The sequence below is a fragment of the Paraburkholderia elongata genome (assembly GCF_013177735.1).
GTDB classification, from domain to species: Bacteria; Pseudomonadota; Gammaproteobacteria; order Burkholderiales; family Burkholderiaceae; genus Paraburkholderia; species Paraburkholderia elongata.
This window is the reverse complement of the sequence record NZ_WOEZ01000311.1, coordinates 1-14430: the sequence shown is the minus strand read 5'-3', so window position 1 is coordinate 14430 and position 14430 is coordinate 1. Positions and strand designations below refer to the sequence as shown.

12 protein-coding genes and 2 pseudogenes are annotated in these 14430 nt (G+C 62.4%); 12 read left to right on the top strand and 2 right to left on the bottom strand.

The window, feature by feature from the left end; all coding sequences use genetic code 11:
* The first annotated feature begins 432 nt into the window (after positions 1-432).
* Positions 433-1152 carry a GntR family transcriptional regulator gene (locus tag GNZ13_RS49490; RefSeq protein ID WP_172178773.1) on the top strand — a complete coding sequence of 240 codons (720 nt, stop codon included), beginning with the start codon at positions 433-435 and terminating at the stop codon, positions 1150-1152.
* A gap of 152 nt (positions 1153-1304) precedes the next feature.
* Here GNZ13_RS49490 and GNZ13_RS53330 read toward each other — a convergent pair.
* Positions 1305-1443 (bottom strand): annotated as a pseudogene (locus GNZ13_RS53330) (succinate--CoA ligase subunit alpha); the annotation flags it as partial.
* Between the two features lie 294 nt (positions 1444-1737).
* Positions 1738-1887 carry a hypothetical protein gene (locus tag GNZ13_RS49485; RefSeq protein WP_172178772.1) on the bottom strand — a complete coding sequence of 50 codons (150 nt, stop codon included), beginning with the start codon at positions 1885-1887 and terminating at the stop codon, positions 1738-1740.
* A gap of 68 nt (positions 1888-1955) precedes the next feature.
* Here GNZ13_RS49485 and oxc point away from each other — a divergent pair, with 68 nt between their 5' ends.
* The 11 genes and pseudogenes from oxc to GNZ13_RS49430 all read left to right on the top strand — a co-directional run.
* Positions 1956-3668 (top strand): oxalyl-CoA decarboxylase, encoded by a 1713-nt coding sequence (oxc, locus tag GNZ13_RS49480; protein WP_172178771.1) that lies wholly within the window; start codon positions 1956-1958, stop codon positions 3666-3668.
* A gap of 25 nt (positions 3669-3693) precedes the next feature.
* Positions 3694-4944, top strand: coding sequence for a formyl-CoA transferase (gene frc / locus GNZ13_RS49475; RefSeq protein WP_172178770.1), 1251 nt, complete (start codon positions 3694-3696; stop codon positions 4942-4944).
* 189 nt (positions 4945-5133) lie between these two features.
* Positions 5134-5370 (top strand): hypothetical protein, encoded by a 237-nt coding sequence (locus GNZ13_RS49470; RefSeq protein ID WP_154567564.1) that lies wholly within the window; start codon positions 5134-5136, stop codon positions 5368-5370.
* Between the two features lie 45 nt (positions 5371-5415).
* Positions 5416-6663: a formyl-CoA transferase gene (frc, locus tag GNZ13_RS49465; RefSeq protein WP_172178769.1), complete on the top strand. Its 1248-nt coding sequence runs from the start codon at positions 5416-5418 to the stop codon at positions 6661-6663.
* Positions 6664-6784: 121 nt separating this feature from the next.
* Entirely contained in the window at positions 6785-7564 is a 780-nt protein-coding gene (locus GNZ13_RS49460) for a fumarylacetoacetate hydrolase family protein (protein ID WP_172178768.1), read from the top strand.
* A gap of 1 nt (position 7565) precedes the next feature.
* Positions 7566-9149 carry a Re/Si-specific NAD(P)(+) transhydrogenase subunit alpha gene (locus GNZ13_RS49455; RefSeq protein WP_172178767.1) on the top strand — a complete coding sequence of 528 codons (1584 nt, stop codon included), beginning with the start codon at positions 7566-7568 and terminating at the stop codon, positions 9147-9149.
* A 9-nt stretch (positions 9150-9158) separates the two neighbouring features.
* Positions 9159-10550, top strand: a complete 1392-nt coding sequence (gene pntB / locus GNZ13_RS49450; RefSeq protein WP_172178766.1) for a Re/Si-specific NAD(P)(+) transhydrogenase subunit beta — start codon at positions 9159-9161, stop codon at positions 10548-10550.
* Positions 10551-10600: 50 nt separating this feature from the next.
* Complete coding sequence (pyk, locus tag GNZ13_RS49445; protein ID WP_172178757.1) at positions 10601-12013, top strand: pyruvate kinase; 1413 nt, start codon at positions 10601-10603, stop codon at positions 12011-12013.
* Positions 12014-12268: 255 nt separating this feature from the next.
* On the top strand, positions 12269-13594 hold the full coding sequence (gene oxlT, locus GNZ13_RS49440; RefSeq protein WP_172178755.1) for an oxalate/formate MFS antiporter: 1326 nt from the start codon (positions 12269-12271) through the stop codon (positions 13592-13594).
* 71 nt (positions 13595-13665) lie between these two features.
* Positions 13666-14181 (top strand): NAD(P)H-dependent oxidoreductase subunit E, encoded by a 516-nt coding sequence (locus GNZ13_RS49435; protein WP_407945718.1) that lies wholly within the window; start codon positions 13666-13668, stop codon positions 14179-14181.
* Positions 14178-14430 (top strand): annotated as a pseudogene (locus GNZ13_RS49430) (formate dehydrogenase); the annotation flags it as partial. The gene GNZ13_RS49435 and the pseudogene GNZ13_RS49430, both read left to right, overlap by 4 nt.

Sequence of the window (14430 nt, the reverse complement as noted above, 5' to 3'; positions counted from 1 at the left end):
ATCACGCATACCGGTGCCTGCTGCTCGAAACGCTTCATCACCTCGTCAAACATCCCTTCGTACCCGTCGTCCTTGAACAGGTCGCCAGGTTACCAGGTTTGTCGCGCAAAGACCTTGAAAGGGCTGGTTCTGAGGGCGCTGGCAACTTGACGGAGGGCAGGCATAAGTGGCAGGGGGCGTCTCGGGGTACCCAGGATTCGGATTTCGTACGCCACCTTCCAGCGCACTTCGCAGACCATTACAAAAAGCGCCTTGAACTATCGATATACGGAATATAATATTCCATATATCGAAGCGGCGGGCGGATGGCATGTCAGGCCGCGGCAGCCACACAGGAGGACAGCCGCGCCGGCCTGTCGGCAGAGGATTCGGGCGGCGGGCCCGGCAAGACCGTCACAATGGGTTATCCGAAACTGGGGAAGCAAATTATCAATGTCGGACGATACGCAAACCGATGTCCGCCCAGCGCCTCTCTCACTGGCGCTAGTACCGATCAATGCTTCGGCTTCGTTGCGCGATCAGGCGTACGCAAAGCTGAAGCAGGCCATCGCCGACGCCGACATCTATCATTCGCGCGAGGAAATCCGGCTCGACGAAAAGGAACTGACTGAAGCGCTCGGCGTGAGCCGCACGCCAGTTCGCGAAGCCATGACGCTGCTCGAGCAGGAAGGTTTCCTGCGGACGGTGCCGCGGCGCGGAATCTATATCCAGCGCAAGACGAAGAAAGAAATCGTCGACATGATTTGCATGTGGGCGGCGCTCGAAAGCATGGCGGCCCGGCTTGCGACGCTGCGCGCGTCCGATGAGGACATCGCGGCGCTGAGGCATATGTTCGACAATTTTCGCGACACAACGCCGGCTGAGCACATCGAGGAGTATTCGGAAGCGAACATCGCGTTTCACCAGTCAATTGTCCAGCTGTCGCAATCGCAGATCCTCCTGGACACGATGAAGAACCTGTTCGTGCATGTGCGCGCGATCCGGAAGATGACGATCGCGCAGAGTGACCGCGCGTCGCGCTCGATCGTCGATCACATGCGCATCATCGAAGCACTCGAGAAGCGCGATACCGAACTGGTCGAGCGGCTCGTGCGCCAGCACTCGCTCGATCTCGCGGCGTTCGTCGAAGCCAACTGCGACTTCCTCGACTGACGACGCGAAGTCGTTTGGATACTGAGTCAAGAGGGCAGCCGGAGCACGCCAACCCGAAGCACCGGAACGGAGCAGCGCTGAAACGCCCGACGCGTTGCAGCGCTGCTCTTTCTCGCCCTGCACCTTGTTCACACGCGCTTACCGAGCGCCCCTCATCGCACACGAGCCATCGTGTCGCCCAACGCCGCCGGTGAACCGGCGACGTGAATACCCGCCGGTTTCATTGCGTCAATCTTTGCGGCCGCCGAGCCTGTGCGGCCGCGAGATGATCGCGCCCGCGTGGCTCGCGCGCGTGCATCTGCGCCGGGTTCGAGCGCCGACGCGCCTCTGGGTGTCTGGCAGCGTGTCATCTGAAATACGAAATATTACATTCCACCGACCGCTCGATTGGCACACCCATCGATGCGGGCTCGCCAGAATTCGACGCTCGAAGGCCAATTTCGGCGTTGTCGAGGCTTTGTGCGTCGCAAATCGATTTCCGTAGATCGCCTTTGAATTCGGGCGATTCAAGTCCATCGCAGCGCAGCAATGACATCGTGGCATCAAAATGCGCTTGAACAAATACTGTGTGTGGAATATTGTATATCACGACACGCGCCACAACCCGTCGAGGAGAGACGTGATGCCAGAACCTGGGAAACCCCTGCCGCAGAGCACCTCATCGACCGCAATGACGGCCGGGTTGATGAAGGCTTTCACATGCTCCGCGTCCTCCACCTGCAGGTTGCCGCGCACGTCGCCGTATCGACGGCCCGCCGCATAGCACAAGTTCAATAGAAGGCAAGACAGCGAGACATCTCAACATGACAAACGAAGCACAAGCTACCGAAACGACCGACGGATTTCATCTCGTCATCGACGCGCTGAAACTGAACGACCTCAACACCATCTTCGGACTGGTCGGCATTCCGATCACCGACCTGGCTCGCCTCGCACAAGCGGAAGGGATGCGTTTCATCGGCTTCCGTCATGAACAGCACGCGGGCAACGCGGCGGCGATTGCCGGCTTCATGACGCAGAAGCCCGGCATCTGCATGACCGTGTCCGCGCCCGGCTTCCTGAACGGCCTGACGGCGCTTGCGAACGCGACCACCAACTGCTTTCCGATGATCCTGATCAGCGGATCCAGTGAGCGTGAAATCGTCGATCTGCAGCAGGGCGATTACGAAGAGATGGATCAGCTGAACGCGGCGAAGCCCTATGCGAAGGCTGCCTATCGCGTTCTGCATGCGGAAGATATCGGCATCGGCGTGGCACGCGCGATCCGTGCGGCGGTGTCAGGCCGCCCCGGCGGCGTCTATCTGGATTTGCCGGCGAAACTTCTCGCCCAGACGATGGATGCCGTGAAGGGCAAGCAATCGCTGGTGCGCGTGGTCGACGCCGCGCCGCGTCAGATTCCGGCGCCTGAGTCGGTGACGCGCGCGCTCGATGTGCTCAAGGGCGCCAAGCGTCCCCTTATCCTGCTCGGCAAGGGCGCTGCGTATGCTCAGGCCGACGCCGAGATCCGCGCGTTTGTCGAGCAGACCGGCATCCCGTATCTGCCGATGTCCATGGCTAAGGGCCTGCTGCCTGACACTCATGAGCAATCGGCGTCGGCTGCCCGCTCGTTCGTCTTGCAGGAAGCCGACGTCGTGGTGCTGATCGGCGCGCGCCTGAACTGGCTATTGGCGCACGGCAAGGGCAAGACGTGGGGCGCTGCGCCGAAGAAGTTCATCCAGGTCGACATCGCGCCGACCGAAATCGACAGCAACGTGGCGATTGCCGCGCCGGTGATCGGCGATATCGGTTCGTGCGTGGCGGCATTGCGGGCGGGCATAGATTCGAGTTTTGCCAAGCCTAACGCCGAGTGGACGGGAGCGATCGCCGAGCGCAAGAGCAAGAACCTCGCGAAGATGGCGGTGACGCTGGACCAGAATCCGTCGCCGATGAATTTCCATAGTGCACTGCGCGCGATCCGCGACGTGCTGAAGGCGCGCCCGGACATTAACGTCGTCAACGAAGGCGCCAACACCCTCGACTACGCCCGCAGCATCATCGACATGTACGAACCGCGCAAGCGCTTCGACTCCGGTACGTGGGGAATCATGGGCATCGGGATGGGCTTTGCGATCGGCGCGGCGGTGACGAGCGGCAAGCCGGTCGTCGCGATCGAAGGCGACAGCGCATTTGGTTTCAGCGGCATGGAACTCGAAACCATCTGCCGCTACGACCTGCCGGTTTGCACCGTGGTCTTCAACAACAACGGCGTGTACCGCGGCACCGATGTGAATCCGACCGGCGGCAAGGACGTCGCGCCGACCGTGTTCGTGAAGGGTGCGCGCTACGACAAGATGATCGAAGCCTTCGGCGGCATCGGCTACAACGCCACGACCCCCGAGGAACTGACGAACGCGTTGCTCGAGGCCATTGCGTCGGGCAAACCGACACTCATCAACGCCGTCATCGACGAAGCGGCCGGCACGGAAAGCGGCCGCTTGACGAATCTGAATCCGCAAAGCGCGGCGATGAAAAAGTAATCCTAGCAACCTCAGGAGATATCAAATGAGCAAACCCCTCGACGGCATCAAGATTATCGATTTCACCCACGTACAAGCGGGCCCCGCGTGCACGCAGTTGCTGGCCTGGTTCGGCGCTGACGTGATCAAAGTCGAACGCCCGGGTTCTGGCGACGTGACGCGCAACCAGTTGCGCGATATTCCCGATGCTGATGCGCTGTATTTCACGATGCTCAACAGCAACAAGAAATCGCTGACACTCGACACCAAGAAGCCCGAAGGCAAGGAAGTGCTCGAAAAACTGATTCGCGAATCCGACGTGCTGGTGGAGAATTTCGGCCCAGGCGCACTCGACCGGATGGGCTTTTCCTGGGAGCGCCTGAACGAGCTCAACCCGAAGATGATCGTGGCATCGGTGAAGGGCTTCAGCGACGGCCATCACTATGACGACCTGAAAGTCTACGAGAACGTTGCCCAATGCGCGGGCGGTGCGGCGTCCACCACCGGCTTCTGGGACGGTCCGCCGACCATCAGCGCCGCGGCGCTCGGCGACAGCAACACTGGCATGCATCTGGCAATCGGCATTCTGACCGCACTGCTGGGGCGCGACAAAACCGGCAAAGGTCAGAAGGTCGCAGTGTCGATGCAGGACAGCGTGCTGAACCTGTGCCGCGTGAAGCTACGGGACCAGCAGCGCCTTGAACGCGTTGGCTATCTTGAGGAATACCCGCAATATCCGCACGGTGAATTCAGCGACGTCGTACCGCGCGGCGGCAATGCGGGCGGCGGCGGGCAGCCGGGCTGGGTGCTCAAGTGCAAGGGCTGGGAAACGGATCCGAACGCGTACATCTACTTCACGATCCAGGGCCATGCATGGGAGCCGATCTGCAAGGCGCTGGGCAAACCCGAGTGGATCGATGACCCGGCCTACAAGACGGCTGAGGCGCGTCAGCCGCACATCTTCGAGATCTTCGGGACCATCGAAGGGTGGCTGGCCGACAAGACCAAGTTCGAAGCGGTCGACATCCTGCGCAAGTTCGACATTCCGTGCGCGCCGGTGCTGACGATGAAGGAACTGGCCAACGACCCGTCGTTGCGCGCGAGCGGCACGATCGTGGAAGTCCCGCACAAGAAGCGTGGCACTTACCTAACGGTGGGCAGCCCGATCAAGTTCTCCGACCTCAAGCCCGAAGTCACCGCTTCGCCGCTGCTGGGCGAGCACACCGACGAGGTGCTGGCAAGCCTCGGATACAGCAAACAGGAAATTTTCAACCTGCACGAAGTCAAGGCCGTTTGACGGCGCAAGCAGGTAGAACTAGACGTATCTGAAGTTTCACTTTCGGAGCCTGCATGGACGGCGCCCGAGGCGGGGCGTCGTCTGCGCAAACGCCTGGCCGAACTGGAAGCCCAGGCGGGAGCGTAACGCAACGCCAGCCGCGTCGATCCGGCTGACTTTCTCTTGTGACGATCTATCAGGAGGCATCCGATGCACGTCGAAGTACTTGGACAATATCGGCTCGAGTTGTCCGCGATGCAATTGATCCACAACGGCGGATGGACCGCCTACGTGGCGATTCGCACGGCCGAAGAAAATCATCCGGCGCAACCCGATCTCCTGCCGTACCAGCAGGTCGTCGACGAGGCTGTCTTTGAAAGCGAGGAAGCCGCCATCGCCGGCGCGCGTCGCGTGGCGCTGGCGCTGCTCAGTCCGGCAACCCGGTAGCCCGGGCGTGCGGGGCGGGTACAGATCAATATAGGGAGACGTGAGATGGGCAAAGCATTGGAGGACGTGCGCATTCTTGATTTCACGCACGTCCAATCGGGGCCGACGTGCACACAGTTGCTGGCTTGGTTCGGAGCGGATGTGATCAAGGTGGAGCGCGCCGGCGCGGGCGATGTCACGCGCGAGCAGCTGCGCGATATCCCCGAGGCGGACAGCCTGTACTTCACGATGCTCAACCACAACAAGCGCTCGGTCACGATCGATGCGAAGAACCCGGAAGGCAAGCAGGTTCTCGAAGCACTGATCCAGAAATGTGACGTGCTGGTGGAGAACTTCGCACCGGGCGCGCTCGACCGGATGGGCTTCACGTGGGAGCGGATCCAGGAGCTGAATCCGCGCATGATCGTCGCGTCGGTCAAAGGCTTCGGCGCCGGCCCTTATGAAGACTGCAAGGTCTACGAGAACGTCGCGCAATGCGTGGGTGGCGCGGCGTCGACCACCGGCTTCGACGACGGTCCGCCGGTTGTCACCGGCGCCCAGATCGGCGACAGCGGTACCGGGCTGCATCTTGCGCTCGGCATTGTCACCGCGCTGTATCAGCGAAAAACGACAGGGCGTGGTCAACACGTGCTCGCGGCGATGCAGGACGGCGTGCTGAACCTGTGCCGCGTGAAGCTGCGTGACCAGCAGCGCCTCGAACGCACCGGCGTCATGCGCGAATATCCGCAACATCCGAACGGCACCTTCGGCGAAGCGGTGCCGCGAGCGGGCAATGCGTCGGGCGGCGGCCAGCCGGGCTGGATCCTGAAGTGCAAGGGCTGGGAAGCGGACCCCAACGCGTACATCTACTTCATCACGCAGGCGCCGGTGTGGGCAAAGATCTGCAACGTGATCGGCAAGGAGGAATGGGCCACCGATCCGAACTACGCCACACCTGCCGCGCGCTTGCCGCATCTGAAGGACATCTTCGCCGAGATCGAGCGCTGGACCATGACCAAGACGAAGTTCGAGGCGATGGAAATCCTCAATAAATACGACATTCCGTGCGGCCCGATCCTGTCGATGAAGGAGATCGCCGAGGAGCCGTCGCTGCGCAAGACCGGCACGATCGTCGAGGTCGATCACCCGGTGCGCGGCAAGTATCTGACGGTCGGCAATCCGATCAAGCTGTCGGACAGTCCGACCGAGGTCACGCGCTCGCCGCTGCTGGGCGAACACACCGACGAGGTGATGGCCGAACTCGGTTACCACCCGGATCAGATCGCGCATTTACGTGTGGTCGGTGCGATATGAGCGCATAGACGAAACCTGGCCGCGCATCCGACGCGCCGCAGTACGCCGTACAAGACATCGCCGCGCGACTGGCCTGATCGGTCGCTTCATTGAAGCAAAAAAAATCGCAGGAGACATTCCGATGAAATCGTGGATACGTTTTCGGTTCGCCCTTGGCCGGATTGGTTTCGGCGTGCTGGAAAACCATCGCGTCACTGAATACGAAGGGGACATGTTCGGTGACGCCGTCCCAAGCGCCAACGTCCTGAGCGTCGATGACGTGACGCTGCTCAATCCATGTGTTCCTACCAAGGTGGTCGCGTTGTGGAACAACTTCCGCGCGCTGTCGGAGAAACTCGGCAAGGCCGCGCCGTCCCATCCGCTGTTTCTGATCAAGCCATCCACTTCGGTGATTGGCCCGGGCGAACCCATCCAGCGGCCGCAAGCCTACGCCGGCAAGATCGCGTACGAAGGGGAACTCGCGATCGTGATCGGCAAGCGTTGCCGCAACGTTCCGGTAGACGAGGCGAACGACTACATTTTCGGTTACACGTGCATCAACGACGTGACCGCGGCCGAACTCCTGAACGAAGACCCCAACTTTGCGCAATGGTGCCGCTCGAAGGGTTTCGATACGTTCAGTTGCATCGGTCCTGCGATCCAGCGTGATTTCGACTGGCGGAATGCGCACGTCGTGACGCGGCTCGACAACGTCGAGCGGCAGAACTATCCGCTGTCGGACATGATCTTTTCGCCCGCCGAACAGGTGAGCCGGATCTCGCACGATATGACGCTGTTGCCCGGCGACGTCATTGCAATCGGCACCTCGATTGGCATCGGCTCGATCAAGGACGGCTCGACGGTCGAGGTATCGATCGAAGGTATCGGCGTGCTGTCGAACACGTTGTTATCGGGGGCCTGACATGGCGATGACGATTGCAGTGCCGCGCGAAGTCCGCACGGGCGAACGCCGCGTCGCGGCGACGCCCGAAACCGTTAGCCAGTTGCTGAAGCTCGGTTTCGCGGTGAACGTCGAAGCGGGCGCGGGCCTCAGGGCGTCATTCGACGACGACGCGTATCGCGCGGCCGGCGCACAGGTCGTCAGCGATACCCGTGCGTTGTGGACCGATGCCGATATCGTGATCAAGGTGCGCGCGCCCGAACTGAATCCGGCGCTCGAGGCCGACGAAGCGACCTTGCTGAAAAGAGGCGCGATGCTGATCAGCTTCATCTGGCCCGCGCAGAATCCGGTGCTGCTCGCGCAACTCGCCGACGGCGGCACGAGCGTGTTGGCGATGGACTGTGTGCCGCGCATTTCGCGCGCGCAGAAGCTCGATGCGCTCAGCTCGATGGCAAACATGGCCGGTTACCGCGCGGTGATCGAAGCCGCGCAGCATTTCGGGCGCGTCTTCACCGGACAGATCACCGCTGCGGGCAAGATGCCGCCCGCAAAGGTGATGGTGATCGGCGCGGGTGTCGCCGGGCTCGCGGCAATCGGTGCGGCGCGCGGCTTGGGCGCGATCGTGCGTGCGTTCGACACACGTCCTGAAGTCGAGCAGCAGGTCGAAAGCATGGGCGCCGAGTTTCTCAAGCTCGATGTCGAAGAGGAAGGCAGCGGCTCCGGCGGCTACGCGAAGCAGATGAGCGCGAAGTTCATCGAAGCAGAGATGGCGCTGTTCGCCGCGCAGGCGAAGGACGTCGACATCATCATCACCACCGCGCTGATTCCGGGCAAGCCGGCGCCCAAGCTGATCACCGCGGCGATGGTGGACGGCATGCGGCCGGGCAGCGTGATCGTCGACATGGCCGCGGAGCAGGGCGGCAACTGCGAACTGACGCAGCCCGGCGAGGTGGTGTCGGTCAAGAGCGTGACGATCATCGGCTACACCGATTTACCGAGCCGGATGGCGACGCAATCGAGTCAGCTCTACGGCACCAACATTCGCCATCTATTGACCGATCTGACGCCGCAGAAGGATGGTGTGGCCCGCATCGACATGGATGACGACGTGATGCGCGGCGCGACCGTCGTGTATCAAGGCGCTGTCAGCTGGCCGCCGCCCCCGCCGAAACAGGCCGCGATCGCCGCGCATCGGCCGCCGCCCGAGAAGCCCGCGGCGAGCCCCGTCGATCCCGCGGAACAAGCGGCCGCTGCGGCTCGCTCGCGGTATACATCGCTCGTCTTGCTGGCGATCGCGGCGATGGCGCTGCTGGCGCTCGGCGCGGTCGCACCGCCCGCGTTCGTCGCGCATCTGACGGTGTTCGTGCTGGCGGTATTCGTCGGCTACCAGGTGGTCTGGAATGTGACGCCGGCGCTGCACACGCCGCTGATGAGCGTGACCAATGCGATCAGCGGCATCATCGTGATTGGCGCGCTGCTGCAACTCGGCACGCCGAATGTGCTGGTAACGGTGCTGGGCGGCGTCGCTTTGCTGGTTGCCACGATCAACATCGCGGGTGGGTTTCTCGTGACCCAACGCATGTTGAAGATGTTCCAGCGCAATTAAGGAGTAGTCATGCTGAACGGAATCGGCAACATCGCGTATTTGGGCGCGAGCACGCTGTTTATCCTGAGTTTGCGCGGACTGAGTCATCCGACGAGCGCGCGCCGCGGCAATCTGTATGGCGTGGCGGGCATGCTGATCGCAGTCGTTGCGACGCTGATCATCGCAAAGGGCGCGGGGATCGAAGTCGTATTGGCGGCGGCCGTGATCGGCGCAGCGGTCGGCGCGCTGCTGGCGCGGCGGGTCGAGATGACCCAGATGCCGCAACTGGTCGCGATATTGCATAGCTTTGTCGGGCTGGCCGCGGTGCTGATCGGCTTTACCAACTATCTGATGCCGGCCGGCGAGTTCGGCGGCGCGGAACGGGTGATTCATCTGTCGGAGATTTATCTTGGCGTCTTTATAGGCACCATCACGTTCACGGGCTCGATCGTTGCATTCCTGAAACTGCAGGGCACGATCAGCGGCAAGCCGCTCGTGATACCGGGCCGGCATCTGCTGAACCTGCTTGTGCTGGTGCTGTGCGTGGCAATCGGCTACCGGTTTCTCTCGGTGCCGTCGGGCGCGGAAGGCATCGGGGCATTGCTCGTGATGATCGTGCTCGCCGCGGCGCTCGGTGTGCATCTGGTGATGGCCATCGGCGGCGCGGACATGCCGGTGGTCGTGTCGATGCTGAACAGTTACTCAGGATGGGCCGCCGCGGCCACGGGCTTCATGCTGAGCAACGACCTGTTGATTACGACCGGCGCGCTGGTCGGCTCGAGCGGCGCGATCCTTAGCTACATCATGTGCCGCGCGATGAACCGCAGTTTCATCTCGGTGATTCTCGGCGGCTTCGGTGCGGCGAGCGGCACGAGTTCGGCGGATATCGCGGGGGAGGTGGTGGCGACCAGCGTCGACGAAGTCAGCGCGATTCTGCGCGACGCCTCCGAGGTCATCATCGTGCCGGGCTACGGGATGGCCGTGGCGCAGGCGCAGACGACGATCAGCGAAATCACGCGCAAGCTTGACAGTCTCGGCGTGCGGGTGCGTTTTGGCATCCATCCAGTCGCCGGACGCTTGCCGGGCCACATGAACGTGCTCCTTGCCGAAGCGAAGGTGCCGTACGACATCGTGCTCGAAATGGATGAGATCAACGAAGACTTCACCAACACGGACGTGGTGCTCGTGATCGGCGCAAACGACATCGTGAACCCTGGTGCGCTCGAAGATCCGGGCAGTCCGATTGCGGGGATGCCGGTGCTCGAAGTGTGGAAAGCGCGCACGGTGGTCGTGTCGAAACGCAGCATGGCGACCGGTTATGCGGGCGTGGACAATCCGCTCTTCTACAAGGACAACACACGGATGCTGTTCGGCGACGCGAAGGGCAGCGTCGACGCATTGCTCAGACAACTCGACGCTTGACCGGCTGTTGCCGCGCTCGCTCGCCCGCCACCTCACCTTACTGACCCGTTATGATCCGCCTACGCAAAGCAAAGATCGTCGCGACCCTCGGCCCCGCGACCTCCGATCTCGAAACGATTACCCAACTTTTTCACGCCGGCGCCGATGTATTCCGGCTGAATTTCAGTCACGGCTCGCACGAGGACCATCGGCGGCGCTATGAGCTGGTTCGCGAGGTCGAGCGTACTTCGGGCCGGCCCATTTCGATTCTGGCAGACATGCAGGGACCGAAGCTGCGCGTCGGCCCGTTCGCCGAGGGCAAGGTGATGCTCGTGACGGGCGCCGAATTTGCGCTCGACCGGAACCCGGCGGACGGCGACGTCAATCGCGTATGCCTGCCCCATCCGGAACTCTTCGACGTCGTCGCCGCCGGCCAGTCGTTGCTGCTTGATGACGGCAAACTGCGCCTGGAAGTGCTCGGCAATGACGGCGAGCGGATCCGTACCCGCGTATTGCACGGAGGAACGCTGTCGGATCGAAAAGGAGTGAATGTTCCCGACGCGATACTGCCGATTCCCGTGCTGACCCAGAAAGACCTGATCGATCTGGAATTTGCGTTGTCGCTTGGCGCCGACTGGATTGCGCTGTCGTTCGTACAGCGTCCGGAGGACTTGATCGACGCGCGCGCGCTCATCGGTGAGCGCGCCGGGCTGATGGTCAAGCTGGAAAAACCGGCAGCGCTTGACCGGCTTGATGAGATCGTGAATGCGGCCGATGCAGTGATGGTCGCTCGCGGCGACCTCGGCGTCGAGCTTCCGCCCGAACGCGTGCCGGGCGCGCAGAAGCGCATTCTTCGATCCTGCCGCAGCCACGGCAAGCCGGTGATCATCGCGACGCAGATGCTCGAATCGATGATTTCAGCGCCGGTGCCCACGCGCGCCGAAGCATCGGACGTCGCGACGGCGATCTACGATGGCGCGGATGCCGTCATGCTGTCTGCGGAGTCGGCCAGCGGCGGCTTTCCCGTGCAGGCCGTGGCGATGATGGAGCGGATCATCAAGGAGGTCGAACATGATCCGCTCTACCGGAGCCTGCTCGATGCCCAGCATGAACTTCCGCTGGGCACACCGGGAGACGCGATCTGCGCGGCACTGCGCGATGTCGCGCAGACCATCGCTGCGGTCGCAACGGTCACGTACACGACGTCCGGACACACCAGCCTGCGGGCCGCCCGTCAGCGTCCGGTCGCGCCGATTCTCAGCATCACGCCGAAGCTGTCGACGGCGCGGCGTCTTGCACTGGTGTGGGGCGTGCATTCCACAGTCAGCCCTGACGTCGAATCGGTCGACGAGATGGTGAGTGCCGCGTGCAGCATCGCCGTGAGACAGGGCTTTGCAAATTCAGGCGACCCGGTGGCGATCGCGGCGGGCATGCCGTTCGGCGAATCGGGTACCACCAATTTGCTGCGAATCGCCAAAGTCTAGGCGACGCTGCACGCAAGCTGGACGGGTAGACGGAGATAAATGGCCGGAGCGCTTGCGATCGTGCGCGGGCGCGCTCGTAGTGACTGCAAAGTTTCGAGGATGTATTAACGATAGCTAATATAACGCAGAAGAAACTTTAACTTTTGTTAATTGTTGAAGCCGTCCATCATGGTTCAAGCGCCATGACAGTTCAGCCTTGACATGCAGGTGTTTTGATCAGGCAAGCAAACAAGTCAATAGACGGAGACAGAGAACGTGTTACAGACTGACACAGCCTTCAGCGGCTATACGGCACGGCGGCATAACCGCTGGGTCCAGCTGGCAGTCGGCATCGCCTGCATGGGTCTTATAGCGAACCTTCAATACGCATGGACCCTGTTTGTCATCCCGATGGACGCCAAACACCACTGGGGGCAAGCCGCCATCCAGCTGGCGTTTTCGATTTTCATCATCACCGAGACCTGGCTGGTACCTGTCGAGGGTTGGCTCGTCGACAAGTTCGGTCCTCGCCCCGTCGTCATCGGCGGGTCGATCTGCGCTGGTTTGGGCTGGATTCTCGACGCCTATGCGCCGAATCTGCCGGTGCTCTACGTCGCCGCTGTGATTGCCGGTATCGGAGCAGGATGCGTCTACGGCACCTGTGTGGGCACGGCGCTCAAGTGGTTTCCCGACCGGCGCGGTTTGGCCGCCGGTCTGACCGCGGCGGGCTTCGGCGCCGGCGCGGCGCTGACGGTGATCCCGATCTCCAACATGATCCAGAGCGCCGGGTACGAGCATGCGTTCGTGTTCTTCGGCGTGTTCCAGGGCGTCTGCATCCTGCTGCTGGCAACCTTGCTGGTGCGCCCGAAGCCGCCGGCGCATGCGGCTGGGGTCAGGCGCATCGTCGCAACGAAGACCGATTACACGACGAAGCAGATGATTCGCGCACCGCTTTTCTGGGTGATGTACGCCATGTTCGTGTGCGTCGCGGCAGGCGGCATCATTGCCACTGCGGAGATCGGTCCGATCGCGAAGGAGTATGGCTTTGCGGCTATGCCGGTCAGCGTGCTGAGCGTGACGTTGCCGCTGCTGACGATGACGCTGTCGATCAACAATATGTGCAACGGTTTCACGCGCCCGCTATGCGGTTGGATCTCCGACCGGATCGGCCGTGAGAACACCATGTTCATGACCTTTATCGGCGAAGCGCTGGCGCTGCTGGGGCTGATGCACTTCGGTCACAACCCGTACCTGTTCGTGCTGTTTTCCGGGCTCGTGTTCCTGTGTTACGGCGATATTTTCTCGAATTTCCCTGCGACGTGTGCCGACACGTTCGGCGCCAAATACGCGGCGGGGAATGCCGGTACGCTTTATACCGCCAAAGGGACTGCCGCCATGCTAGTGCCTGTGGCTTCGCTGTTGTCCGCGCACGGTGGATGGAACGCGGTGTTCATCTTCGCTGCGTGTATTTCCTTGATGGCCGGTGTGTCGGCGAAGTTCATCCTGTATCCGATGCGACGCCGCTGGATTCTGAACTCCGCTGCGCCCGGCACGGCACCGGAAAGCCGCTTTCGACCGTCGCCTCTCGGTTCGCAAGAGTGAGCGCGCCGCTGAAGCATCGCGTGTTCGGCACGCCAAGCCGGATCAGAACGTGAAGGCATCCCGAGGCTGCTCTGCAGGAGACTATCTTGGCCGATTTGAATGAGTTGATTGAGCGGCATATCCGCCATGGTGGCTCCCTGCTTGCCGTGCTGCACGCGATCCAGGACGACGTCGGCTTCGTGCCGCCGGAGACGGTCGCGCCGCTCGCGCGAGCGATGAACCTGTCGCGCGCGGAAGTGCACGGTGTCATCACCTACTACCATCACTTCCGTACCCAGCCGGCGGCGCCGGTCACGGTGCAGCTGTGCCGCGCCGAAGCGTGCCGCAGCATGGGCACCGAGGCGCTCGCGCAGCACATCGAGGCACGCGCGGGCTGCCGCTTCGACGCCGGGCACGACGGCGGCCATCGGCATGACGCGGCCGTGGGCCTCGAATCGGTGTACTGCCTCGGCCAGTGTGCGCTGTCGCCGGCGCTGATGATCAACGGCACGCTGCACGCGAAGGTCACGCCGCAGAAGTTCGACGCGCTGCTTGATGCTGCTGAGGCCGCGCTCAGGGGCGCGCAACGTGCGGAGGAACCGGCATGACACGCGTCTATGTCCCCCGCGATTCCGCCGCGCTGGCGCTCGGCGCGGACGCGCTCGCCGGTGCGATCGCTGACGAAGCCGCCCGCCGCGGCATCCCGATCGAACTGGTCCGCAACGGTTCACGCGGGCTGTTGTGGCTCGAACCGCTCATCGAAGTGGCCACGCCTGAAGGGCGCATCGGCTATGCGAATGTTGAAGAAACTGACGTCGGCTCGCTGTTCGACGCCGGTTTCATCGAAGGCGGCGATC